This window comes from Acidimicrobiales bacterium, assembly GCA_025455885.1.
GTDB lineage: Bacteria > Actinomycetota > Acidimicrobiia > Acidimicrobiales > Acidimicrobilacustridaceae > Rhabdothermincola_A.
Genome location: JALOLR010000001.1, coordinates 303,397 through 327,726, shown reverse-complemented (window position 1 = coordinate 327,726; position 24,330 = coordinate 303,397). Strand labels below are relative to the sequence as shown.

The 24,330-nt window shown below is 73.8% G+C and carries 23 protein-coding genes and 1 pseudogene; 3 read left to right on the top strand and 21 right to left on the bottom strand.

All coding sequences use genetic code 11. The annotated features are described in order from the left end of the window. Positions 1 to 64: 64 nt before the first annotated feature. Together fmt and def are read right to left on the bottom strand one after the other, a co-directional pair. Positions 65 to 1,015, bottom strand: a complete 951-nt coding sequence (fmt, locus tag MUE36_01570; protein MCU0309616.1) for a methionyl-tRNA formyltransferase — start codon at positions 1,013 to 1,015, stop codon at positions 65 to 67. A 4-nt stretch (positions 1,016 to 1,019) separates the two neighbouring features. Then, the gene (gene def / locus MUE36_01565) at positions 1,020 to 1,562 is read right to left on the bottom strand and encodes a peptide deformylase (protein ID MCU0309615.1); all 543 of its coding nucleotides are present in this window, start codon (positions 1,560 to 1,562) and stop codon (positions 1,020 to 1,022) included. A 61-nt stretch (positions 1,563 to 1,623) separates the two neighbouring features. Here def and MUE36_01560 point away from each other — a divergent pair, with 61 nt between their 5' ends. From MUE36_01560 to MUE36_01550, 3 genes are read left to right on the top strand one after another with little or no spacing between them, the layout of a single operon-like run. After that, positions 1,624 to 2,277: a class I SAM-dependent methyltransferase gene (locus MUE36_01560; protein ID MCU0309614.1), complete on the top strand. Its 654-nt coding sequence runs from the start codon at positions 1,624 to 1,626 to the stop codon at positions 2,275 to 2,277. Then, a complete protein-coding gene (locus MUE36_01555) occupies positions 2,274 to 2,837 on the top strand; it encodes a hypothetical protein (GenBank protein MCU0309613.1) in 564 nt (187 codons plus the stop codon). Before MUE36_01560 ends, MUE36_01555 begins: the two co-directional genes overlap by 4 nt. After that, complete coding sequence (locus tag MUE36_01550; protein ID MCU0309612.1) at positions 2,834 to 4,300, top strand: potassium/proton antiporter; 1,467 nt, start codon at positions 2,834 to 2,836, stop codon at positions 4,298 to 4,300. The genes MUE36_01555 and MUE36_01550 overlap by 4 nt, the downstream gene beginning before the upstream one ends. A gap of 1,534 nt (positions 4,301 to 5,834) precedes the next feature. Here MUE36_01550 and MUE36_01545 read toward each other — a convergent pair. The 19 genes and pseudogenes from MUE36_01545 to MUE36_01455 form a co-directional block, all read right to left on the bottom strand. After that, positions 5,835 to 6,002 (bottom strand): annotated as a pseudogene (locus MUE36_01545) (hypothetical protein). 233 nt (positions 6,003 to 6,235) lie between these two features. Continuing rightward, positions 6,236 to 7,429: a methionine adenosyltransferase gene (metK, locus tag MUE36_01540; protein MCU0309611.1), complete on the bottom strand. Its 1,194-nt coding sequence runs from the start codon at positions 7,427 to 7,429 to the stop codon at positions 6,236 to 6,238. Beyond that, on the bottom strand, positions 7,426 to 8,691 hold the full coding sequence (coaBC, locus tag MUE36_01535) for a bifunctional phosphopantothenoylcysteine decarboxylase/phosphopantothenate--cysteine ligase CoaBC (GenBank protein ID MCU0309610.1): 1,266 nt from the start codon (positions 8,689 to 8,691) through the stop codon (positions 7,426 to 7,428). The genes metK and coaBC overlap by 4 nt, the downstream gene beginning before the upstream one ends. Positions 8,692 to 8,722: 31 nt before the next feature. Next, positions 8,723 to 9,031: a DNA-directed RNA polymerase subunit omega gene (gene rpoZ, locus MUE36_01530; GenBank protein MCU0309609.1), complete on the bottom strand. Its 309-nt coding sequence runs from the start codon at positions 9,029 to 9,031 to the stop codon at positions 8,723 to 8,725. A 189-nt stretch (positions 9,032 to 9,220) separates the two neighbouring features. After that, positions 9,221 to 9,769: a guanylate kinase gene (locus MUE36_01525; GenBank protein MCU0309608.1), complete on the bottom strand. Its 549-nt coding sequence runs from the start codon at positions 9,767 to 9,769 to the stop codon at positions 9,221 to 9,223. Positions 9,770 to 9,783: 14 nt separating this feature from the next. Next, positions 9,784 to 10,101 (bottom strand): integration host factor, encoded by a 318-nt coding sequence (locus MUE36_01520; GenBank protein ID MCU0309607.1) that lies wholly within the window; start codon positions 10,099 to 10,101, stop codon positions 9,784 to 9,786. Between the two features lie 11 nt (positions 10,102 to 10,112). Then, on the bottom strand, positions 10,113 to 10,817 hold the full coding sequence (locus tag MUE36_01515; protein ID MCU0309606.1) for a TetR/AcrR family transcriptional regulator: 705 nt from the start codon (positions 10,815 to 10,817) through the stop codon (positions 10,113 to 10,115). A 55-nt stretch (positions 10,818 to 10,872) separates the two neighbouring features. After that, the gene (locus MUE36_01510) at positions 10,873 to 12,111 is read right to left on the bottom strand and encodes an LLM class flavin-dependent oxidoreductase (protein ID MCU0309605.1); all 1,239 of its coding nucleotides are present in this window, start codon (positions 12,109 to 12,111) and stop codon (positions 10,873 to 10,875) included. 249 nt (positions 12,112 to 12,360) lie between these two features. Continuing rightward, the gene (gene pyrF / locus MUE36_01505) at positions 12,361 to 13,104 is read right to left on the bottom strand and encodes an orotidine-5'-phosphate decarboxylase (GenBank protein ID MCU0309604.1); all 744 of its coding nucleotides are present in this window, start codon (positions 13,102 to 13,104) and stop codon (positions 12,361 to 12,363) included. Beyond that, entirely contained in the window at positions 13,094 to 14,050 is a 957-nt protein-coding gene (locus tag MUE36_01500; GenBank protein ID MCU0309603.1) for a dihydroorotate dehydrogenase, read from the bottom strand. Before MUE36_01500 ends, pyrF begins: the two co-directional genes overlap by 11 nt. After that, entirely contained in the window at positions 14,047 to 17,367 is a 3,321-nt protein-coding gene (gene carB / locus MUE36_01495) for a carbamoyl-phosphate synthase large subunit (GenBank protein MCU0309602.1), read from the bottom strand. Before carB ends, MUE36_01500 begins: the two co-directional genes overlap by 4 nt. Next, entirely contained in the window at positions 17,367 to 18,482 is a 1,116-nt protein-coding gene (carA, locus tag MUE36_01490; GenBank protein ID MCU0309601.1) for a glutamine-hydrolyzing carbamoyl-phosphate synthase small subunit, read from the bottom strand. Before carA ends, carB begins: the two co-directional genes overlap by 1 nt. Continuing rightward, the gene (locus MUE36_01485; GenBank protein ID MCU0309600.1) at positions 18,479 to 19,828 is read right to left on the bottom strand and encodes a dihydroorotase; all 1,350 of its coding nucleotides are present in this window, start codon (positions 19,826 to 19,828) and stop codon (positions 18,479 to 18,481) included. Before MUE36_01485 ends, carA begins: the two co-directional genes overlap by 4 nt. A gap of 69 nt (positions 19,829 to 19,897) precedes the next feature. After that, positions 19,898 to 20,944: an aspartate carbamoyltransferase catalytic subunit gene (locus tag MUE36_01480; GenBank protein MCU0309599.1), complete on the bottom strand. Its 1,047-nt coding sequence runs from the start codon at positions 20,942 to 20,944 to the stop codon at positions 19,898 to 19,900. Beyond that, positions 20,941 to 21,441, bottom strand: a complete 501-nt coding sequence (pyrR, locus tag MUE36_01475; GenBank protein ID MCU0309598.1) for a bifunctional pyr operon transcriptional regulator/uracil phosphoribosyltransferase PyrR — start codon at positions 21,439 to 21,441, stop codon at positions 20,941 to 20,943. The genes MUE36_01480 and pyrR overlap by 4 nt, the downstream gene beginning before the upstream one ends. Positions 21,442 to 21,657: 216 nt before the next feature. Next, on the bottom strand, positions 21,658 to 22,119 hold the full coding sequence (gene nusB, locus MUE36_01470) for a transcription antitermination factor NusB (GenBank protein MCU0309597.1): 462 nt from the start codon (positions 22,117 to 22,119) through the stop codon (positions 21,658 to 21,660). Next, positions 22,116 to 22,679, bottom strand: a complete 564-nt coding sequence (gene efp / locus MUE36_01465; protein ID MCU0309596.1) for an elongation factor P — start codon at positions 22,677 to 22,679, stop codon at positions 22,116 to 22,118. The genes nusB and efp overlap by 4 nt, the downstream gene beginning before the upstream one ends. 47 nt (positions 22,680 to 22,726) lie before the next feature. Next, on the bottom strand, positions 22,727 to 23,881 hold the full coding sequence (locus MUE36_01460) for an aminopeptidase P family protein (GenBank protein MCU0309595.1): 1,155 nt from the start codon (positions 23,879 to 23,881) through the stop codon (positions 22,727 to 22,729). Further along, entirely contained in the window at positions 23,878 to 24,330 is a 453-nt protein-coding gene (locus MUE36_01455; protein MCU0309594.1) for a 3-dehydroquinate dehydratase, read from the bottom strand. The genes MUE36_01460 and MUE36_01455 overlap by 4 nt, the downstream gene beginning before the upstream one ends.

The following is a 24,330-nucleotide window of genomic DNA, read 5'->3' as shown; positions in this document are numbered from 1 at the left end:
TTGCGACCGCCACCACCCTGCGGGCCGCTGCGGCGGGGCGGACGTCGTCCTCCTCCGGTCCCGGTCACGCGCCGAACCGGTCGCCGACGGCGGGACGGGCCCCGTTGCGCCAGTCGGCGACGGGCTGACGGGCCTTGCCCTCGGGCTGGACCTCGAGGATCTCGAGCCCCCCGTCCCCGGCGGCCACCAGGAGCCCGGCGTCACCGGCCCCGGTGCCCCCCACTACGGCGCCGGGTACGAACCCGTCGAGCGCGTCAGGCACCGCCGGGCCGACCGGACGCGCCGACCAGACCTTGAGCCGCTTGCCCCGCCACGAGGTGTGCGCGCCCCCGAGCCGGACGAGGCGGTCCAGCTCGACGGCGGGCCGCGACCAGTCGATCCGGTACTCCGCCGGGTCGATCTTGGCGGCATGGGTGACCTCACCCTCCTGGGGTACCGGCCTGCCGAGTGACGTCGTGAGCCGGCTGATGAGCAGCTCGGTGCCCATCACGACCAGTCGGCTCCTGAGCGTGGCGAGGGTGTCGTCGGCGGAGATCGGCGTCTCGGCCATGGCGTACACCCCACCGGTGTCGAGGCCCTCGGCCACCTCCATGAGGCACACGCCGGTTCGGGCGTCGCCCGCCAACAGCGCCCGTTCGACCGGCGCCGCCCCTCGCCAGCGGGGCAGCAACGAGAAGTGGAGGTTCACCATCGGCAACTGCTCGAGCACCGCTCGGGGGATGATGCGCCCGTAGGCGACGACGACCGCGAGATCGGCCCCGACGTCGGCCACCCGGGCCAGATCGTGGTCGACCTCGATGCCCAGTTCCCGGGCCGCCTCCTTGACCGGGCTCGGCGCCGACGCCGAGCCTCTCCCCCGCCGGGTGTCCGGACGGGTGACCACCAGGGGGACCTCGAAGCCGGCGGCGTGCAGGGCGCCGAGGGGCGGCACCGCGACGTCAGGGGTGCCCAGGTACACGAGTCGACGGGGCCGATCGGGGGCGACGGCCAGTGGCCGCTCGGACGGTTCGGCCACGCCGTCAGCGAAGACGCAACGAGCCGGCCGCGATGTCGGGCTCGGGAAGCGAGGTGACGCCCCGCTGGCGCAGGTCGCGGAGCGCCTTCTTGGCCTCGGCCCGCTGCTCGAGGGTGAGGTGCTCGACCAGCAGGACCCCGTCGAGGTGGTCGAGCTCGTGCTGGAACACCCGGGCGCCGTAGTCGTCGAGCTCGAGTTGGAGCTCACGACCGTCGAGGTCGTAGCCGGTCACCAGGATCTCGGCCGGGCGGACGATCTCCCAGCGCAGGCCCGGCACCGACAGGCACCCTTCGGTGATCTCGGCCTCGCCCCGCGATTCGACGATGACGGGGTTGACGATGACGCCGGGATTGTCCTCCCAGTCGTAGACGAAGAACCGCTGCTGGACGCCGATCTGGGTCGCGGCCAGACCGGCGCCGCTGGCGTCGTACATCGTGTCGAACATGTCGTCCACGAGCTTGACGAACCGCCCGTCGACCTTCGTGACCTCGGAGGCGCGCTGCTTGAGCACCGGGTCGCCGATGATCCGGATGTCGTGCGTCGTCACGCCCTCAGGCTACCGGCGTCACTGCAGGGGGACGCGACCACCGGTCCGGTACGGTCGCCGGATGGTCGAGTCGCACCCGCAGTACTTCGAACCGAAGCCGCAGGTCGCCTCGCGTCGGCGCACCGTCACCCTCGAGCTCGAGGACCTCTCGCTGCAACTCGCCACCGACACCGGGGTGTTCTCGGGGGATCGGGTCGACCCCGGGACCCGGCTGCTCCTCCAGGAGGCACCCGCCCTGCCCCCGGGCGCGGCTCGCCTGCTCGACCTCGGGTGCGGCTACGGGCCCCTCGCCGTCGCCATGGCCCGCCGTGCCCCCGACGCCGAGGTCTGGGCGGTCGACGTCAACGAACGGGCCGTCGCCCTCTGCGCCGAGAACGCCGCCGCCAACGACGCGGCCGGCGTGCGAGCCGTGCTCGTCGACGCCGAGGGCGACCCCGTCGACCCGGCCGTGACGCTTCGGGGGTTCGACGTGATCTGGTCGAACCCGCCGATCCGCATCGGCAAGCCGGCGCTGCACCGGTTGCTCACGACGTGGCTCGACCGCCTCAGCGACGACGGACGGGCGGTCCTCGTCGTGCAGAAGCACCTGGGAGCCGACTCCCTCGCCCGCTGGATGGACGAGCAGGGGTGGACCACCACCCGCCGCACGTCGCGCGCCGGCTACCGCCTCCTCGACGTGTCGGCCCGCCCGCCGAGTCCCGGGACGGACCCGTGAGCCGCGCCTACACCAGCACCGAGCTGAAACGGCTCCATCGGGACTGGCGTCGCCGGACCGAGGGCCGGGTCGGCCTCCTCCTCGACGGGATCCAGAAGCCCTACAACGTGGGCGCGATCCTGCGCACCGCCGCAGCCCTGTCGGTCGACCACCTCTGGCTGGCCGGCCACGTCCCACCTCCGGACGACGCCAAGGTCGCCAAGACCGCCCTGGGATCGCAGCGATTCGTGCCGTGGACCGCCACCTCCACGGCCGCACGAGCGCTCGACGAGGCCCGCGCCGACGGCTACCGACTGGTGGGCATCGAGCTGGCCGAGGGGTCGCTCCCCCTCCACGACGCCGACCTCGCCGGGGACGTGTGCCTCGTCGTCGGCCATGAGGACCGCGGCCTGTCGAAGGAGGCGCTGACCGGGTGCGACGAGCTGGCGTTCATCCCCCAGCTCGGTCGGATCGGCTCGCTGAACGTCGCCACCGCCACGGCCATCGCCCTCTACGAGGCCCGTCGCCGCGCCTGGACCGAGGACGGGACAGGAGCCCGCGACCCCGCCCCGAGACCGTGATCTCCATCGAACCGACGCTCCTGGTCGCGGCCGGCCTGGTGCTCGTCGCCGCCCTCGGGTCCAAGCTCGCCGCCCGTGTGGGATTTCCCGCGTTGCTGCTGTTCCTCGGCCTGGGAATGCTGGCAGGGTCCGACGGGCCAGGGGGAATCGACTTCGACAACGCCGAGCTGGCCCAGGGCGTCGGGGTGGCCGCGCTGGCCCTCATCCTCTTCGACGGCGGGCTGTCGACCCGTTGGTCGACTGTGCGGACGGTCCTCGGCCCCGGCATCACCCTCGCCAGCGTCGGCGTGATCGTCTCGGCGCTCGTCACCGGCCTGGCCGCCTCCGTGGTCCTCGACCTCGACCTCGAGGTGGCGCTGCTGCTCGGGGCCATCGTGTCGTCCACCGATGCCGCCGCCGTCTTCGCCGTGCTCCGGGCTCGGCGCACCGGGCTGGCCGGGAGCATCCAGCCCACCCTCGAGCTGGAGTCGGGATCGAACGACCCGATGGCGGTGCTGCTCACCATCACCCTCGTGGAAGTCGTGATCGGCGACGCCTCCGGACCGGCGGGCATCGCCCTCGGGCTCGTGCAGCAGCTCGTCCTCGGCGGGGCCGTGGGACTGGCCGCCGGCTGGTCCACCCGATGGCTGTTGAACCGGCTGCGCCCGGGCGCCGACGGCCTCTACCCGGTGCTCACGCTCTCCATCGCCGTGATCACCTACGCCGGCGCCGTCGTCATGGGTGGGAGCGGCTTCATCGCCGTCTACCTCGCCGGCCTGTGGATCGGCAACCACGAGGTCATCCACAAGGCGACCATCCGTCGGTTCCACGATGCCATCGCCTGGCTGTGCCAGATCGGCATGTTCCTCCTGCTCGGCCTGCTGGTCTTCCCGTCGGAGCTCCTCGACGTGGCCCTGCCCGCGCTGGGGGTGGCCGCCGCACTCGTGTTCCTGGCCCGCCCGCTCGCCACACTCGTGTGCCTGCTGCCGTTCCGCGTGCCGCTGCGGCACCAGGGGGTGGTGGCGTGGGTCGGGTTGCGAGGGGCGACGCCCATCGTGCTCGCCACGTTCCCGTTGCTCGAGGGGGTGCCGGACGCCGACCTCATCTTCGACGTGGTCTTCTTCGTCGTCCTGGTGTCGGTGCTCGTCCAGGGCACGACGATCACCCCGGTGGCCCGCCTCTTCCGGGCCCTCCGCCCCGCGCCCCCCGAGCCGGAGTCGCTGCTCGAGCCGGGCCGACCCCTCCCCGACGGGACCTCCCTGCGCGAGGTGTCCATCCCGGCCACCTCGCCCGTCGCCGGTCGGGCACTCGTCGACGCCCAGCTCCCACGAGACGCACTGGTCGTGCTCGTCCAGCGAGGAGCCGACCAGCTGGTCCCCACCGGGTCGACCCGCCTGGAGGGGAGCGACCGCCTCCTCGTGCTCGCCGACGAGGTCGCGCTCGACGCGCTCCAGCAGCGCCTCCGCCCGGCCGAGCAATCCTGAACCGGACCGGGACCGGCCCGGCCCGGTCCGACCTTCAGAGACGGAGGGGGTCGACCTCGATCCGGAGCCGTCCGGGTGGGCGGGGAACCGCGGCGAGCGACGCCGCCAGCACCCCGTGGTCGGGAGCACGGACCAGCCAACGCCCGTCGTCGGGACCCATGACCTCGAGGCCCTCGGGGGTGCCGAGGCCCTCGATGAAGGCCGGCGCCGCAGGGCCCGAGACCACCGCCAGGGCCGTGACCGGCGGGTAGCCCAGCACCCGACGCCGGGCCCGCTCCGCCGATGCCACCCGGGCCGGGTCGGCCAGCAGGGCGGCGCGTACGACCTCGTGATCGGGCAGCCGGGTCTGCAGCAGGAGCCGCCCTGTCCCGTCGCGGCCACCGACCAGGCGGGCGGCGCGGGCAACCAGCGCCAGCGCCTCCTCTGCGGCCCGGTAGCGGGGTGCCAGCAGCTCCTGATCGAGGTCCAGGAAGGCCACGACGTCCACGGACTCGAGCTGGTGCAGCGCCGCCTCCGTCCCGACCACCACGCCGGCGCCGGGGCCGCCTGCACCGAGCGTGGCGTCCGCCGTGAGCTCGACCACGGGACGGCGGGCCAACGCCTCGAGCTCCTCGCGGGCCCGGCTCACCCCCGCTCGGAGGTTCTTCATGCGGGTACCGCCGCAGCGGATGCACACCTGCGGCCGGACCTCCTCGCACCGCGCACACTGCAGGGCGCCATCGTCGCGCTGCACGACCGACGACTGGCAACGTTCGCAGGTCGCCAGCTCCCCGCACGCCGCGCAGCTGAGCAGCCGCGAGCGTCCCTTGCGGTTGAGCACGCACAGCACATTGGCGTCGCTGCGGAGCACGTCGACGAGCCTCGGGCTGTAGCGGGCCTCGTTCGGCGAGAGCTCCCGGGTGTCGACCACGTCGACCCGCGGCCAGCCGACGCGCTCCGACTGTCGTGACGGCGTGAGCAGCTCGCCGGCGGCCAATGCCTCGAGCGACGGGACCGGTGAGACGAGCACGCACGGCACACCGGCGCGGCGGGCCCGTTCCAGGGCGACGTCGCGCCCGTGCCAGGTCGGGGCCTGCTCCTGGCGGAGGCCCTCGTCGTGCTCGTCGAGGACGATCACCGCGGCCGGCGCGGCCAGGGGCGCCCAGGCCGCGGCACGGGTGCCGACGACGGTGGCCCCGCCGGCCCGGGCGACCGCCCACTCGTTGGGCAGGAGGGCGACCGGGACACCGGCGCGCCGCAGGCGCAGGCCCAGGTGCCGCATCGTGCGGGCCGACGGGCCGATCACGAGCGACGGCCCGAGGGCGGCGGCGGCGACCAGCAGGGCGTACGGGTCGGCGGCGGGGGGCAGGCGCACGACGGCGACGGGCCGGCGCAGCGCCTCGGCGGCGAGCTCGCCGAGGTCGCCGGTGGCGACCGTGGTGGTGGGGGCGGCGGCCCGGGCGGGCGCGCGGGGCAGACCCTTCACCACGCCGTCCGGGGAGGCGGTGCGCAGCAGGCTCGACGCCCGCCCCGCCCAGCGCCACGCCGCCCAGTCGGCGAGGTCGAGCACCTCCGGGGGCGGACCCCACCCGCTCACCTTGGACAGCGGCCGCAGGACGACCCCGTCGGGCGGTTCGACGGGATCGGCCACCACCCACCCCCCGACACGGCGACCGTGCAGGGAGATGCGCACCATCGCGCCGACCCGCACCTCGTCGGCCATGGCCCCGGGCACGAGGTAGTCGAAGCACTTGTCGAGACCGGCCACGTCGGGGCGCACCCGGACCACCCGGGACTCGGCGAAGGTGGTGGCCGCCGGTGCGGAGCCGCCGGCGGGCGTGCGCACGGTCCCGGAGGCCCGCCGACCCGCCTGGGGACGCGGGCGTCGAGGCGACGTGGGCCGCTCGGGCCCGAAGTCGAAGCTGCGTTGGTCGCCCGGCACCGCCGGTCGGCCCGCTACAGGCCCAGCGCGGAGCGGAGCTGGTCGACCCGGTCGGTGCGCTCCCACGTGAAGCCGTCGCCGGTGCGCCCGAAGTGCCCGTAGGCGGCTGTCGGGCGGTAGATCGGCCGGCGCAGGTCGAGGTCGCGGCTGATGGCGGCCGGGCGGAGGTCGAAGACCTCCCGGACGGCGGAGGCGATGGCCTCGGGGTCGACCGTCGAGGTCCCGAACGTCTCGACCATCAGCGAGACGGGGTGGGCCACCCCGATGGCGTAGGCGACCTGGACCTCGCAGCGGTCGGCCGCGCCGCTGGCCACCACGTTCTTGGCCACCCACCGCGCGGCGTAGGCGGCCGAGCGGTCGACCTTGGAGGGGTCCTTGCCCGAGAAGGCGCCGCCGCCGTGGCGGGCCATGCCGCCGTAGGTGTCGACGATGATCTTGCGGCCGGTCAGCCCGGCGTCGCCGACGGGCCCACCGATGACGAAGCGACCGGTCGGGTTCACGAAGACCTCGTAGTCGTCGTCGGCGAACTGCTCGGGCACCACCGGGCGGATGACCTGGTCGATGAGGTCCGGGCGGATGGCGTCCTCGCGGTCGATGCCGTCGTTGTGCTGGGTGCTGATCAGCACCGTGCGCAACCGCACGGGGGTGTTGTCCTCGTAGTCGAAGGTGACCTGGGTCTTGCCGTCGGGGCGCAGGTACGGCACCGCACCGGACTTGCGGACCTCGGCGAGGCGCTCGGCCATGCGGTGGGCGGTGTGGATGGGAAGCGGCATCAACACGTCGGTCTCACGGCAGGCGTAGCCGAACATCATCCCCTGGTCGCCGGCCCCCTGCTGGTTGAGCAGGTCCTCGCCGGACACCCCGGAGCGCACCTCCTCGCTGTCGTCGACGCCCTGGGCGATGTCGACGGACTGCTCGTCGAGGCTGACCATCACGCCGACGGTGTTGCCGTCGTAGCCGTAGCTCTCGCGGTCGTAGCCGATCTCGTTGATGGTGGCCCGGACGATCTTGGGGATGTCGACGTAGCCGGAGGTGGTGATCTCACCGGCCACGACGGCCAGCCCGGTCGTGACGAGGGTCTCGCACGCCACCCGGCTGGCCGGATCCTGGGCCAGCATGGCGTCGAGGATGGCGTCGGAGATCTGGTCGGCGATCTTGTCGGGGTGGCCCTCGGTCACGGACTCCGAGGTGAAGGTCCAACTCGTCACTGCTGCTCCTCGCTACGGGCGTCGGCCCGGCTCTCGTCGGTGGACTCGTGCGGTGTCGCTCCCCGGAGGGCGACGACGGCGTCGAGCACGGCCCGGGCCACGGACCGCTTGTCGGTCAAGGGGACATCTTGGCGCATGCCGTCGGCGCCGAGCAGCACGACGGCGTTGGTGTCGTGCTCGAACCCGGCTCCCGGGGCGGCGACGTCGTTGGCCACGATCAGGTCGAGGCGCTTGCGCTCGAGCTTGGCCCGGGCGTTGGCCTCGACGTCGGCGGTCTCCGCGGCGAACCCGACGAGGACCTGGCCGGCGGGCTTGGACGCCCCGAGGTCGACCAGGAAGTCGTGGGTCGCCTCGAGGACGATCGCCGGGGGTCCGTCGGCGCCGAACTCGTCCTTCTTCAGCTTCTGGGGGGCCCGACGGGCGGGACGGAAGTCGGCGACCGCGGCGGCCATCACCACCACGTCGGCGTCGGCGGCCGCGGGCACGACGACGGCCTGCATGTCGGCGGCGCTGACCACGTCGACGACCTCGACCCCGGGGGGCACCGGGCGGTCGACGGTGGTGACGAGGGTGACCCGGGCCCCGCGCTCGGCGGCCTCGGCGGCCAGCGCGTAGCCCTGCTTGCCGGAGGACCGGTTGGAGATGACCCGCACCGGGTCGATGGCCTCTCGGGTGCCCCCGGCGGTGACGAGCACGTGGGTGCCGGCCAGATCGGCGGGGCGGGTGGACAGGGCGGCGTGGACTGCGGCGAGGACGTCGTCGGGCTCGGCGAGGCGACCGGCCCCGACGTCACCGCCGGCGAGGCGTCCCTCTCCGGGAGGGACGACGTGCACGCCGCGGGCCCGGAGCACCTCGAGGTTGTCCTGCACCGCCGGGTGCTCCCACATCTCGGTGTGCATGGCCGGGCACACCACCACCGGGGCCCGGGTGGCGAGCAGGGTGGCGGTCAACAGGTCGTCGGACAGCCCGTGGGCGTAGGCGGCGAGGAGGCGGGCCGTGGCCGGGGCGACGAGGACCAGGTCGGCGCCCTGGCCGAGACGGGTGTGCGGGATCGGGCTGTCCTCGTCCCACAGCGAGGTCTGCACGGGCTCCGACGCCAGCGCGGAGAAGGTGACCTCGCCCACGAAGCGGGTGGCCCCCTCGGTGAGCACGGGCGCCACGTGGGCGCCGGCGTCGACGAGGCGACGGCAGATCTCGACGGCCTTGTAGGCGGCGATCCCCCCGGTGACGCCGAGGACGATGCGGCGTCCGGCCAGGTTCACGGCATGAGGTGCGGTCGGGGTGGACCGAGGTTCACTCGGCCGGGTCGCCGTCGACCTCGACGAGGTCGAGCTCGACCTCGCCCAGCTCCTCTTCGACGATGCGCTCCGGGACGATCTTGTCGGCGGCGATCTCCTCGAAGGCGATGGAGAGCGGCTTGCGGGCCACCGAGGTGACCTGGGGCGGCACGTTGTTGGTGGCGCCGTCCTGGAGCTGGCCGAAGTAGGCGTTGATCTGGCGGGCCCGGGTGGCGCCCAGCGTGACGAGGGTGAACTTGGAGTCGACCTTGGACAGGAGCTCCTCGATGCGGGGTTCGATCATCGAGTCATGGATCTGGGCCACGGGGTTCACACTCTCGGGGGTTCCGGGCGCGCTGGGTCGCGCGACGAGCCGAGGGAGCCTACCAGCCCCGCTCCCCACCTCCCCGGAGCGGGCGCAGGCCACCTGCCCGGAGCGGGCTCAGGCCACCTGCCCGGCGCGGGCTCAGGCCACCTGCCCGGAGCGGGCTCAGGCCACCTGCCCGGAGCGGGCTCAGGAGCGGGCGCGCCGCGCCCGGGCGTCGACGATGACGCCGCGGACGGCCTCGACGGTGGCGGCGAGGTCGTCGTTGACGATCCGCACGCCCCCGAGCCGCCGGCCCTCCTCCATCTCGCCGGCGCCGACGGCCACCCGCTCGGCGATGGCCTCCTCGGTGTCCCCACGACCCCGCAGGCGGGCGGCCTGCTCCTCCGCGGAGGGCGGTTCGAGCAGGACGACGAGGGCCGTGGGGTCGCGCTCGAGCACCTGGGCGGCGCCCTGGACCTCGATCTCGAGGATGACGTCGCCCTCCCGGTCGGCGTCGGGCCACGGGGTGCCGTAGAGGTGGCCGAGGAACTCGGCGTGCTCGAGGAACCCGCCTGCGTCGACGTGGGCGAGGAAGGTGGCGCGGTCGACGAAGCGGTAGGCCTCGGGGTCCTCACCGGGCCGCGGTGGACGGGTGGTCCAGGAGCGTGAGACCCACAGTGAGGGGTCCTCGGCGACGAGGCGCGACACCACGGTGCCCTTGCCGACGCCCCCCGGCCCGCAGACGACGACGATCAACGCGGCGGTGCGCCTCAGGACGGGAACGCGGCCAGCAGCGCCTTGCGCTGCTGTGCGCCGAGCCCGCGGAGGCGTCGGGACTCGGCGATGCCGATCTCCTCCATGGTGCGCCGGGCGGTGACCTTGCCGACGCCCGGCAGGGACTCGAGGACGGCGAGCACCTTGATGCCGGCGACCATGTCGTCGGTGTCGGCCATGGCGAGCAGCTCGCCGAGGTCGAGCGAACCCATCTTCAGGCGCTCCTTGAGCTCGGCCCGCGCCCTGCGGGCCTCGCCGGCCTTCGCCAGCGCGGCCTTGCGTTGCTCGTCGGTGAGGGTGGGAGGCAGCGGCATGAGCGCAGACACTAGCGCCCTGGCCGATGGCCCCCGGCCTGGACCATGGGGGCCCCGCCGGCCGCGACCGGGTTCGGCCCGAGACCGAACACCGACGTCAGGGGACCGAGGGCGGGGGCCTCGAGCACGCCGACGAGCACGTCGGCGAGGTTGGTGACGAACCCGTCGTCGGCGAGCTCGACGGGCCGACGCGACTCGACGAGACGGGCCCGCTGGGCGGTGGCCGAGGTCATCAACATGATCAACTCGATGACGCGCTCACGACGTACCTCGGCGGGGAGCGCCGGGCCCCGCTCCTCGAGCTCGCCGAGGATCGCCCGCAGGTGGGGCCCAGTGCCGGCGGCGGGCCGCCGCCAGTCGAGGAAGCCCTCGGCGAGCTGGGCGACGATGCGCACGTAGTCCCGTCCGTCGGGGGTGGCCAGGTTGGCGGTGTACGGGACGACCAGCGAGGCGACGAGGTCGCGGGTGGGAGCCGGGTCGGCGAGGCGGGCCCGCAGCTCGCCCCTCGCCGCGTCGGTGGGGTCACCGTGGCGGGCGAGGATGGCCGCCAGGAGCCCCTCTCGGGAACCGAAGTGGTAGCTCACCGCCGACACGTTGCGCTGCTCGGCGGCGTCGGTGATCTCCCGCAGGGTGACGCGGTACAGCCCCCGCCGCGCGAAGAGGCGCTCGGCCTCGCGCCGGAGGCGCTCCTTGGTGGCGGTGCTGTCGCGGGGCACGGTACGGGGCGCGGGCCGGTGGGGGCCCGTGGGCCCCCTCCGGCTCCGGCCGACGTCAGTTGGGCAGCGGGGCCAGCGCCGACTCGGGCAGCACGGTCGGCCACTCGATGTCGGGGAGGGGCTGGGTGAAGCGGCCCCACTTCGGCTGGGCGGTGGCCCGGTACCGGTCGGTCGAGTGGGTCCGGTCCTTGTCGAACTCGGGGATGACCTTGTCGCCGAAGAGCTCCAGGGTGGCCAGGATCTCCTCGTGGTACATGCCCTCGATGGGCAGGCCGAAGGCGAGCTGGTCCATGCCGACGTCGCCCCAGGCCGCGATCTGCTCGCTGACCTCGTCGACGGTGCCGCACAGCATGTGGCCGGCGGTGATGATGCCGTCGAGCAGTTCGTCGGCGTCGATGTTGGGGTCCTGGACGATGTCGTGCAGCGACATCGGCGGGCTCGGCCAGGTGATGGCGTCGGGGGACTTCGGCATGGTGTCGTGGTACAGGTTCACCATGCTGACGAGGTACCCCCGGCCCTTGCGCAGCGCGATCTGCCGGGCCTCCTCACGGGTGTCGGCGACGATCACGGAGTTGGTGATCATCACGTTGTCGTTCTTGAACTGCCCGATCGGGTCCGTGCAGTTGGCGACGCCTTCCTTGTAGGCGTCGATGCGGCCCCGGAGGGCGAAGATCGGCTCGAAGTTGAAGGCGATGGCGCCGATGCCCATCTCGCCGGCGGTGGTGAAGGTGCCGGGGTTGCCGCACGCCACCCAGATGGGCGGGTGGCCCTGGCCGTAGGGCTTGGGCAGCACGTTGTGGGGGTAGGGCACGGTGAACGACTCGCCGTGGTGCTCGTAGTCGGTCTGCTCCCACATGCGCGGGACCTCGCGGACGACCTCGTTCCACTCCGGCTTGGTGGAGTCCTTGTCGAGGATGTTGAAGGTGGCCATCTCGTGGGAGCCGGCGCCGCGTCCGGTGCCCCACTCGAACCGGCGGTCGGTGACGTGGTCGAGCATGGCGGCGCGCTCGGCGAAGCGGACCGGGTGCTCCTTGCGCGGGGAGAGGCTGTTGATCGCCGTGCCGATGTGGATGTAGTCGGTGTTGGCGGCGATGTAGCCCATCATCACCTCGGGCGCCGACAGGTGGGAGTACTCGGTGAGGGCGTGGTGCTCGCCCAGCCAGACGTACTTCCAGTTGTGCTTGTCGGCGGTGATGGCGTACTCCATCTCCCGCATGAGCTCGAGGTGCTCGAGGTCGGTGTCGTGGGCCGCGGGGCCCGGGGTGTAGCCGTTCAGGAACACTGCGAATTCCATGGGACCCCTCCGGTCACGGATGTTCTAATGCGGACACTTAGAAGCCCGGAGTGTGCCACATGTCGCACCCCGCCGCACGTCGCCTCGGCGCCCCGGCCCCAGCCCCACGCCGCCCCCGGGTCCAGCCCCACGCCGCCCCCACGCCCACTCACCCCGAACTGTTGAGTGCTCCGCTCGCCTCGGCGAGCTGGGGACGCAACAGTTCGCCTCGGGGGGCGTCAGCGGCAGGGGGCGCCAGCGGCAGGGGCGTCAACGGCGGGGGGCCGGCCGCCGGGCGGCGAGCACCTCGGCGGCGAGCGCTGCGGCGGCGGCGCGGGGATCGGCGTCGCGGGTGACGGCCCGGCCCACCACCAACAGGTCGGCCCCGCCGGCGATGGCCGCCGCCGGGGTGGCGGGACGGGCCTGGTCGTCCGCGCCCACCCCTGCCGGTCGGATCCCCGGGACGACCCGGACGAGCCCGGGAGCGAGCCGCGCCGCCTCGCCGAGGTCGGACGCCGCGCACACCAGACCGCCCGCCCCGGCCTCCACGGCCACCCCCAGGCGCTCGACGAGCGCTCCGGGGTCGGCCGCCTCGCTGGTGAGCACCGTCACGCCGAGGGCGGTCGGCGCGGGCAGGCCGACCGCCGCCGCCCCCTCCGCCAGGCCCTCCACGCCGGCCCGGAGGTGGTCGACCCCGGCCCGGGTGTGCAGCGTCAGGTAGCCGGCCCCCAGCGAGCCCATGACACGGGCGGCCTTCGCCACGGTCGTCGGGATGTCGAGCAGCTTCAGGTCGGCGAACACGACCATGCCCTGGTCGACGAGCGCGGCGATCGAGTCGGGCCCGGCGGCGCTGTAGAGCTCGAGGCCGACCTTGGCCACACCGAACCACGGGGACAGCAGGCGGGCGAGCCGGATGGCCTCGACCAGGTCATCGACGTCGAGGGCGAGGGCCAGGCCGGCCCGCACCTCGGGCGGCGCGCCGGCGGAGAGGTCGAGGGCGTCCTCAGCGGCCATGGGCGTCCCCGATCAGGTCGCGGACGGCGCGGACCCCGTGGGACCGGCACCACTCCTCGAGCTCGTCGCGCACCCGGGTCACGCTGCGCGGGTCGGCGAAGGTGGCCGTGCCGACCTCGACGGCGCTGGCCCCGGCCAGCATCAGTTCGACGGCGTCGACCCCCCGGGCCACGCCCCCCACCCCGACGATGGGGAGCTCGGGTCGGGCGGCGTGGACGTCGTGGACGGCGCGGACCGCCACGGGGTGGATGGCGGGACCGGAGAGGCCGCCCCCTCCCCCGCCCAGGCGGGGCCGGCGGGTCTCGGGGTCGATGGCCATCCCCAGCACGGTGTTCACCAGCACGACGGCCTCGGCCCCGGCGTCGTGGGCGGCGACGGCGATGGGGACCAGATCGCTGACATTGGGGCTCAACTTGGCCCACATCGGCCGCCCGCACGCCGCGGCGGCGGCGACCGCCTCGGCGGTGGACCCGGCGGCGTGGGCGAACATGCGGTTGCGGTCCTCGAGGTTGGGGCACGAGACGTTGACCTCGACGGCCACCACCCCTTCGGCGTCGGCGAGGAGCTCGCCGGCGCGGCGGTAGTCGTCGACCGACCGACCCCAGATGCTGGCCACCACCCGCGCACCGGTGGCGAGCACCGCGGGCAGCTCGTCCTCGAGCCACCTCGACACCCCGGGGCCCTGGAGCCCGACGCTGTTGAGCATCCCCGCCGGGGTCTCGTGGACCCGGGGGGCGGGGTTCCCGGCCCACGGCTCGGGCGAGAGCGACTTGACGACCACCGCCCCGATGGACGCGAGGTCGACGTAGGCGGCCAGCTCGTCGCCGTGCCCGGCGGTGCCCGAGGCGGTGAGCACGGGGTTGGGGAGGGTGACCGACCCGATGGTGGTGGTGAGGTCGACGGGCGGACCGGGGGGCGGCGAGGGCCGCCGACGCAGCGGGCTCACCGCAGGTCGGGCAGGGTCGGCTGGTCGGCGCGGGGCTCGAGCTCGTGAGCCCCCACGCCGCGCAGGTACTCCTGGAGCGGCCGGACCTGCAGGGCGTGGCGGGCCCGGTCCGCCATCCCCGCGGCGGCAGCCGCCCCCGCCGCCGCGGTGGTGAGCAGCGGCACCTTCTGGGCGCCGGCGGCGGCGCGGATGTGGGCACCGTCGCTGCGAGGGCCCCGGCCCCGCGGGCTGTTGATCACCAGGTCGACCTGGCCGCTCTCGATGAGCTCCACGGCGTCGCGCCCGTCGGGCTCCCCCAGCTTGGCGACGTCGACGGCCACCTCGACGCCGTGGTCGCGCAGGTGGGCGGCGGTGCCGCTGGTGGCGGCGAGGGCGAAGCCCATCGAGCGGAAGAGATGGGCGGCCTGCACCCCGACGGCCTTGTCGCGGTCGGCGAGGGACAGGAACACCGTCCCGGCGTCGGGCAGGCGGTTGCCGGCGGCGAGCTGGGCCTTGGCGAAGGCCAGCCCGACGGTGAGGTCGATCCCCATCACCTCGCCGGTCGAGCGCATCTCCGGACCGAGCACGGCGTCGGCGTCGGGGAACCGGTTGAAGGGCAGGACGGCCTCCTTCACCGAGTGGTGGTCGCCGCGGACCGGGTCGCGCACGAGACCCTCGGCCCGCAGCCCGTCGAGGGTGGCCCCGAGCATGAGGCGGCTGGCGATCTTGGCCAACGGCACCCCGGTGGCCTTGGCCACGAAGGGCACCGTGCGGCTGGCCCGGGGGTTGGCCTCGATGACGAAGACCTGCCCGTGCTTCACGGCGTACTGCACGTTGATGAGCCCGACGACGTCCAGGGCGGCGGCGATGCGCCCCGTGTAGTCGGTGAGCACCTCGATCGTCTCGGCCGAGAGGGTGTGGGGCGGGAGCACGCACGCCGAGTCGCCGGAGTGCACGCCGGCCTCCTCGACGTGCTCCATGATCCCGCCGATGAGCACGTTGCCGTCGCGGTCGCGGAGCGCGTCGACGTCGACCTCGGTGGCGTCCTCGAGGAAGCGGTCGACGAGGACGGGCCGCTCGGCGGAGAGCCCGCCCTCCTTGCCGAGGCTGCCGAACCCGGCCAGCTCGGCCATGGCGTCGCCCAGTCCGTCGTCGTCGTAGACGATGACCATGGCCCGCCCGCCGAGCACGTAGCTCGGCCGCACGAGTGCGGGGTAGCCGATGCGCTCGGTGATGGCCAGCGCGGCGGCGAGATCGGCCGCCGTCCCACCGGCGGGCTGGGGGATCTCGAGACGGGCGCACAGGGCGCTCCAGCGCTCGCGGTCCTCGGCGGCGTCGATGGAGGCGGGCGCGGTGCCCACCACCAGCTCCGGGGGGAGGTCGTTGGCCAGCTTCAGCGGGGTCTGCCCCCCGAGCGACACCACGACGCCGACGGGGCGCTCCGCCTCGATGACGTTCATGACGTCCTCGTACGTGAGCGGCTCGAAGTAGAGACGGTCGGAGGTGTCGTAGTCGGTCGAGACCGTCTCGGGGTTGCAGTTCACCATGATCGTCTCGTAGCCGGCGTTGCGCAGGGCGAAGCTGGCGTGCACGCAGCAGTAGTCGAACTCGATGCCCTGGCCGATGCGGTTGGGCCCCGATCCGAGGATCACCACCTTCTCCCGGTCGCTGGGCGCCACCTCGTCGGTGTCCTCGTAGGTCGAGTAGTGGTACGGCGTGGAGGCCTCGAACTCGGCGGCGCAGGTGTCGACGGTCTTGTAGGTCGGGACCACCCCGGCGGCGACACGAGCGGCGCGCACCTCGCGCTCGCTGCGGCCCCACAGGTGGGCGAGCTGGGCGTCGGAGAACCCGAGCCGCTTGGCCCGCCGCCACAGGGCCCGGGTCATGGCGTCGGGCCCGATCGACTCGAGGTGGGCCCGCTCCTCGGTGACGGCCAGCATCTGGTCGAGGAACCACGGGTCGACCCGGGTGGCCGCGTACACCTCGTCGACCCCGAGACCGCGGCGCAGGCACGCCTCGAGCTGGAAGATCCGCTCGGGGGTGCCGACGGCCGCCCGGGCGAGCAGCTCGTCGAGGGGCACCTCGTCGTACTGGGCCTCGGCGGGGTCGGCGTTGAGGCCCAGGCGCCCCTGCTCGAGGGAGCGCAGGCCCTTCTGGAGCGACTCCGGGAAGGTGCGGCCGATGGCCATGACCTCGCCGACGGACTGCATCTGGGTGCCGAGCACGTCGGAGGTGCCCGGGAACTTCTCGAAGGCCCACCGCGGGATCTTGGTGACGACGTAGTCGATGGTCGGCTCGAAGCTGGCGGGGGTCTTCTTCGTGATGTCGTTGTCGATCTCGTCGAGGGTGTAGCCGACGGCGAGGCGGGCGGCGATCTTGGCGATCGGGAACCCGGTGGCCTTCGACGCCAGCGCCGAGGAGCGGCTCACCCGCGGGTTCATCTCGATGACGACCATGTGGCCGTCCTCGGGGTTCACCGCGAACTGCACGTTGGACCCGCCGGTCTCCACGCCGACACGGCGGATGCAGGCGAAGGCGGCGTCGCGCATGCGCTGGTACTCGACGTCGGAGAGCGTCTGGGCGGGGGCGACGGTGATCGAGTCGCCGGTGTGCACGCCCATCGGATCGAGGTTCTCGATCGAGCAGACGATCACGCAGTTGTCGGCCCGGTCACGCATGACCTCGAGCTCGAACTCCTTCCACCCGGCGATCGACTTCTCGACGAGGATCTCGTTGATCGGGCTGGCCTCGAGCCCCAGCGCCGCCTTGCGCCGGAACTCCTCGGGCTCGGAGGCGATGCCGGTGCCCTTCCCGCCGAGGATGTAGGCGGGGCGGATGACGACGGGCAGCCCGATGCGCTCGGCCACGGCGACGGCCTCGTCGAGGGTGTGGGCGGTGGCCGACGGTGGGGCGTCGAGGCCGATCTCGGCCATGGCCTGCTTGAACAGCTCGCGGTCCTCGGCGGTGGCGATGGCGGTGGCGTCGGCGCCGATGAGCTCGACGCCGTGGCGTTCGAGGACGCCGGACCCGGCGAGCTCCATGGCCAGGTTGAGGGCGGTCTGGCCGCCGAGGGTGGGGAGGAGCGCGTCGGGGGCCTCGCGCTCGATGATCCGTTCGAGGACCTCGACGTCGAGGGGCTCGACGTAGGTGGCGTCGGCGAAGTCGGGGTCGGTCATGATCGTGGCCGGGTTGGAGTTGGCCAGGATCACCCGGTAGCCCTCCTCGCGCAGGATCCGGCAGGCCTGCGTTCCGGAGTAGTCGAACTCGCAGGCCTGGCCGATGACGATCGGGCCGGAGCCGATGAGCAGGATCGAGTGGAGGTCGTCACGTCGGGGCATCAGCGCGCCGCCTTCCCGAAGTCGGCCATCAGGTCGTCGAACAGCTCGAAGAGGTAGGCGGCGTCGTGGGGGCCGGGGCCCGCCTCGGGGTGGTACTGGGCGCCGAAGGCGGGGACGTCGAGGCAGCGCACGCCCTCGACGACCCCGTCGTTGAGGTTGCGGTGGGTGACCTCGACGTTCGCCGGCAGCGAGGCGTCGTCGACGGCGTAGTTGTGGTTCTGCGAGGTGATCTCCACGGTGCCGGTGGCCAGGCGGCTCACCGGGTGGTTGCCGCCGTGGTGGCCGAAGGGGAGCTTGTAGGTGCGGCCGCCGACGGCGGTGGAGAGGAGCTGGTGGCCGAGGCAGATGCCGAACACCGGCACCTCGCCGAGCAGGCCGTCGACGATGCCGGGGAGGGCGGTGACGGCGGCGGGGTCGCCGGGCCCGTTCGAGAGGAAGACCCCGTCGGGGCGCCGGGCGAGCACCTCGGCGGCGGGCGTGGTGGCGGGGACGATCTCGACGGTGGCGATGTCGGAGAGGTGGCGCACGATCGTGGTCTTGATGCCGAGGTCGTAGGCCACGACGTGGCGGGGCGGGCGCCCCGCCGGGCCGGTGTACTCGACGGTGTAGGGGGCGTCGGTGGTGACCGCGGCGACGAGGTCGACGCCGTCGGTGCCCGGCTCGGCGGCGGCCGCGGCCCGCAGAGTGGCCTCGTCGGCGGTGCCGAAGGCGCCGGGCATGGACCCGGCGTCGCGGATGTGGCGGGTGAGCCGGCGGGTGTCGATGCCGCCGATGGCCGGCACGCCGCTGGCCGTGAGGAAGGCGGCGAGGCCGCCCTCGGCGCGCCAGCTGCTGTGCCGGCGGGCCATCTCGCGCACCACGACGCCCCGGCAGAACGGCCGCCGTGACTCGTCGTCGGCGGCGGTGACCCCGTAGTTGCCGATGTGGGGATAGGTGAAGGTGATGATCTGCCCGGCGTAGGACGGGTCGGTGATGATCTCCTGGTAGCCGGTGAGCGAGGTGTTGAACACCACCTCACCCGTGGCCACCCCGCCCGGAGGGTCGGCGCCGAGGGCCTCCCCCTCGAACACGGTGCCGTCGGCCAGCACGAGCTGTGCCTCTCGGATCTCGCTCATCGGGTCGCCTCTCCGTCGCGGACCGTCGGTTCACCACAGAGCAGGGTGTGGCGCACCTTGCCGCGGAGGGTGCGCCCCGCGTAGGGGGTGTTGTGGCTGAGGCTGGCCAACTCGCTCGGGTCGACCACCCACTCGTGGGCGGGGTCGAAGGCGACGAGGTGGGCGGGGGCACCGGGCTCGACGTCGCGCCCGTGGCTGTCGTCGATCCGGGCGATGGCCGCCGGGTTCCAGGACATGAGGGCGAGGACCTCGGCGAGGGTGAGCACACCGGGCTCGACGAGCTCGGTGATCGCCAGCGCGAGGGCCGTCTCGAGGCCGAGCATCCCGCACGGGGCCTCGTCGAAGGGCGCCTCCTTGGCCTCCTGGGGGTGGGGGGCGTGGTCGGTGGCGATGGCGTCGATGGTCCCGTCGGCCAGTCCGGCCTTGACCGCGGCGACGTCCTCGGCGGTGCGCAGCGGCGGGTTGACCTTGAAGGTGGGATCGTAGGCGGCCACCTCGGCATGGGTGAGGGTGAAGTGGTGGGGGGTCGCCTCGGCGGTGACGGCGAGGCCCCGGGCCTTGGCCTGGCGCACCAGCTCGACCGAGCCGGCCGTCGACAGGTGCTGGAAGTGGACGGTGGCGCCGGTGAGTCGGGACAGGGCGATGTCCCGGAAGACCATGAGCTCCTCGGCCTCGGCGGGGATGCCCGGGATGCCCAGCCGGCTGGACCACTCCCCCTCGTGCATGTGGCCGCCCTCGCTCAGCGCCTCCACCTCGCAGTGCTGGGCGAGCGTGACATCGAGGCCCGAGGCGTACTCGAGGGCGCGGCGCATGAGGCGGTCGTCCTGCACCCCGCAGCCGTCGTCGGTGAAAAGGGTGACGCCCAGGTCGGCCATCTCCCCCATGGGGGCGAGCGCCTCGCCGTCGCGGCCGACGGTGATGGCCCCGGCGGCGCGCACGTCGCACAGCCCGGCGTGCCGGCCGGCCTCGAGCACCTGGCCGACCACCGCGGCGGTGTCGATGGCGGGACGGGTGTTGGGCATGGCCACGACGGCGGTGTAGCCACCGAGGGCCGCGGCCCGGCTGCCGGTCTCGATCGTCTCGGCGTCCTCGCCGCCCGGTTCGCGCAGGTGGGTGTGGATGTCGACGAGCCCGGGGGCGACGATGCAGCCGGTGCAGTCGAGCTCGTCGGCGTCGTCGAGGCCGAGGGATGCGAGGTCGAGGTCGGCGCCCACCGCGGCGACGGTGCCGTCGGCGGCGACGGCCACGTCGGCGCGGCGCTCCCCCCGGCGGTCGAGGACGGTGCCGCCGCGCAGGACGACGCCGGTGGTGCGCGGCGGGTGAGGTGGGGCGGGCGCTGGGTTCATCGCTGGGGGGCCTTCGGGTTCGGAGCGGTCGAGCGGGGGCGAGGCGGGGGTGAGGCGGACGGGCGGGGCCTAGGCATCGTCGCCGCCCCAGGCGGTGCCGCTCCCGATGAGGAGGAACAGCACGGCCATGCGCACGGCGACGCCGTTGCGGACCTGGTCGACGATGACGGCGTTGGGGCGGTCGGCGACCTCGGCGGCGATCTCCACCCCCCGGTTCATCGGCCCGGGGTGCATCACCAGCGCGTCGTCGCCCAGGCGATCGGCCCGGGCGGAGGTGAGGCCGAAGCGGGCCGTGTACTCGCGCAGCGACGGCACCAGCGCCTCGGTCATGCGCTCGCGCTGCATGCGGAGCAGGTAGCAGACGTCGGTGCGGCCGAGGACGTCGTCGAGGTCGTGGCTCACGTCGACGGGCCAGCCGGCGAGGCTCGGCGGGAGCAGGGTGGGTGGCGCCACGAGGGTGACCTCGGCGCCGAGGGCGGTGAACGCCGCCACGTTGCTGCGGGCCACCCTCGAGTGCTTGACGTCGCCGACGATGGCCACCCGCCGGCCGGCGAGCGAGCCGGCGTGCTGGCGGATGGTGTAGCAGTCGAGGAGGGCCTGGGTGGGGTGCTCGTGCCAGCCGTCGCCGGCGTTGACGACGGCGACGTCGGTCCAGCGGGCCACCTGGCGGGGCACGCCGGAGGAGGCGTGGCGCACGACCACGGCGTCGACGCCCATGGCCTCGATGGTCTCGACGGTGTCGCGCAGCGACTCGCCCTTCTTGAGCGACGAGGTGGACACCGAGAAGCTCATGGTGTCGGCGGAGAGCCGCTTGGCGGCGGTCTCGAAGCTGAGGCGGGTGCGGGTGGAGTCCTCGAAGAACAGCGACACGACGGTACGGCCCCGCAGCGCCGGGACCTTCGGGATGGTCCGCTCGCTGACCTCGACGAAGGAGTCGGTGAGCGTCATCACCTCCTCGATGCCGGCGGCGACGTCGGGGCCGAGGTCGTCGATGCCGAGGAGGTGGCGCCCGGCGCCGGATCTCCCCCCGGGGCCCTGACGGGGCGCGGTGGTGCCGGCTCCCGGCTGCGGGCCGGTGCCGGCGGCCGGCCGCGGCGTGGCGGTCGGGGCGCTCACTTGCGCATCTCCCCGAGGTCGACGCCGTCGGCGTTGACGTCGACCACCTCGTCGCGGCGGGTCGGGAGGTTCTTGCCCACGTAGTCGGGGCGGATGGGCAGCTCGCGGTGGCCGCGGTCGACCATGACGGCGAGCTGCACCGCCCGGGCCCGGCCGTGGTCGGCGAGGGCGTCGAGGGCGGCCCGGATGGTGCGCCCGGTGAACAGGACGTCGTCGACGAGCACGACGATGCGGCCGTCGAGGTCGCCGGGGATGCGGGTGACGGCCTCGGGCAGGACGGGCCGCAGGCCGATGTCGTCGCGGTAGAAGGCGACGTCGAGCATCCCCACCGGGACCTGGCTGCCCTCGATGGCGAGGAGGGCCTCGGCGAGCCGGGCGGCGATGGGCACGCCGCCGGTCTGCAGCCCGATGAGCACCACGTCGTCGAGGCCCTGGTTGCGCTCGATGATCTCGTGGGCCATGCGCCGGGTGGCCCGGGCGATGTCGTCGGCGCTCATCACCTGGGTGCGGGCAACGAAAACGCCCCCGTACGGGGGCGTGAGGCGTCGTTCGCGTTCGGCCACAGCGTGGTCCTTCCTGTCCGTGCGGGCCTCACAGGACCCGCTTCACGGTCAGATCGGGACACTACCCCACGGCGGGCCCGTTCGGGCGCCCCACCGGATGGCGGTCGGCCGGCGGTCGTGGCGATGGGGCGCCGGCGGGCGTCGATCCGGTCAGGCGGGGCGGACCTCGGCGGCCACGGCGCTCAGGACGCCGTTGACGAAGCGGCCGCTGTCGTCGGTCGAGTACTGCTTCGCGAGCTCGACGGCCTCGTTGATCACCGCGGCGGTGGGCACGTCGGGGCGGTGGGCGAGCTCGTAGGTGGCGAGGCGCAGCAGCGCACGGTCGAGCGCGGGCATGCGGCCGAGCTCCCAGTTGCGGGCGTGGGCGGCCACCAGGGCGTCGATCTCGGCGGCATGGCCCTCGACGCCCTCGACCAGCTCGACGGCGAAGGCATCGGGGCGCAGCGGGAGCTCGGCGAGCACCACGTCCGGTCCGACGCCCTTCACCTCGCACTCGTAGAGCAGGTGGAAGGCCCGCTCCCGGGCCTCCCGTCGGGTGCCCGACACGGTGAGCGGCTCGGGGGCGCCCGGGCCGATGGGCTCGATGGGCTCGTCGGGCTCGGTGGGGCTCACGCCCTGGTGAGGTACTCGCCGGTGCGGGTGTCGACCTTGACGCGCTCCCCCGGTCCGACGAACAGCGGCACCTGGACGACGAGGCCCGTCTCGAGCGTCGCCGGCTTGCGGGCGCCGGACACCCGGTCGCCCTGCACGCCCGGCTCGGTCTCGGCGATGGCGAGCTCGACGGCCGCCGGGAGGTCGACCCCGACGATCTCGTCGCCGAACATCTTGAGGACCGCCTCGGCGTTCTCCACGAGGTAGAGGGCGGCCTCGCCGAGGGAGCGCTGCTCGACGGTGAGCTGGTCGTAGGTGGTCGAGTCCATGAACACGTAGTCGTCGCCGGCCCGGTAGAGGAACTGCATGTCGCGCTTGTCGATCATGGCCCGCTCGACCTTCTCGCCGGCCCGGAACGTGCGGTCGGCGGTGGCCCCGGAGCGCACGTTGCGCAACGAGGTCCGCACGAACGCCCCGCCCTTGCCGGGCTTGACGTGCTGGAACTCGACGACCTCGAAGAGGCCGTCGTCGAGGTCGAGGGCCATGCCGTTCTTGAGGTCGTTGGTGGTGATCGTGGGCATCGGGGGTCCTTGCGGAGAGACGTGGTGGCGCCGCGGCGTGCTTCGGTCTAGGGGGCGGTCTGCTTCGAGGTCAAGGTGAGGGGGCGGCACCCGTCGGCGGTCACGACCACCGAGTCCTCGATGCGCACGCCGCCGTGGTCGGGCAGGTACACGCCCGGCTCGACGGTGACCACCTGTCCGATCCCCAGCACGGCGGTGCTGGTGGCGCCGACGCGGGGGGCCTCGTGGATGTCGAGGCCGACGCCGTGGCCGGTGCCGTGGGTGAACGCGTCGCCCCATCCGGCCGCCTCGACGACCGCGCGGCAGGCGGTGTCGACGTCGGCGGCGGCGACGCCCGGTCCGACGGCGGCCACGCCGGCGGCCTGCGCCTCGCCGACCACCTCGAGCATCCGGGCCTGGACGGGGTCGGGGTCGCCGACGACGAACGTGCGGGTCATGTCCGAGCAGTACCCGTCGACCACTGCGCCGAAGTCGACGACGACGAGGTCACCGGTGGTGATGCGCCGGTCGGAGGGGCGGGCGTGGGGGCGGGCCCCGTTCGGACCGGAGGCCACGATGGTCTCGAAGCTCGGACGGGTGGCGCCGAGACGGCGCATGGCGGTGTCGAGCTCGAGGCCGAACTCGATCTCGGTGGGGCCCTCGAGGAGGCGGTGGCGGACCGACGCCAGGGCGGCGTCGGCCACGGCGGCGGCGGCCGCCATGCGCTCGAGCTCGGCGTCGTCCTTGACGAGGCGCAGCGCCTCGACGAGCTCGGTGGTGGGCACCAGCTCGTGGTCGGGCAGCCAGTCGTCGGCGTAGCGCTGCTGGGCGGCCCAGCTGACGTGGTCGGCCTCGAGGCCGACCCGGGCCCGTCCTGTGAATGCCGCCTGCACGACCTCGCGCTGGCCGGTGCCGGTGATCTCGAGGGTGGCCGCGCCTGCGCCCAGCCCGGAAGCGTCGAGCTGCGCGGCGGCCTGGTCGGTGTAGCGGCCGTCGGTGACGAACACGAGGTCGTCGGCGGTGAGGGCCACGAGGGCGGCCGACCCGGTGAAGCCGGTGAGCCACCGGATGTTCGTGAGGTGGGTCAACAGCACGGCGTCGCAGCCGAGGTCGGCGGCGCGGTCGCGGAGCCGGGTGAGGCGAGCCGGGTGGTCGGGCGCCGACAGGGCGGCCAGGCGGTCGCGCAGGGAACGGTCGGGCGCCCCGACGTCGGCGAGGGTCACGGCCGGCCCTCGAGCAGGGTGGCGACGGCGTCGACGGCCAGCCGGTAACCGTCGCCGCCGAACCCGGCGATGCTGCCGGTGGCCACGGTGCCGACCACGGAGGTGTGGCGCCAGGCTTCGCGGCCGAGGGGGTTGGAGAGGTGCAGCTCGACGACCGGGCCGTCGAACGAGGCGAGGGCGTCGGCCAGCGCCCACGCGTAGTGGGTGAACGCCGCGGCGTTGACGATGAGGGCCGCGCACCGGCCGCGGGCGGCGTGCACGGCGTCGACGAGGTCGCCCTCGTGGTTGCTCTGCAGGTGCTCGAGGGCCAGGCCGTGCTCGCGGGCGGTGGCGGTGGCGAGGGCGACGTGGTCGTCGAGGGTGGCGGTGCCGTAGATCTCGGGCTCACGCTCGCCGAGGAGGTTCAGGTTGGGCCCGGAGAGCAACAGCACGACGGGGGTCTCGCTCAT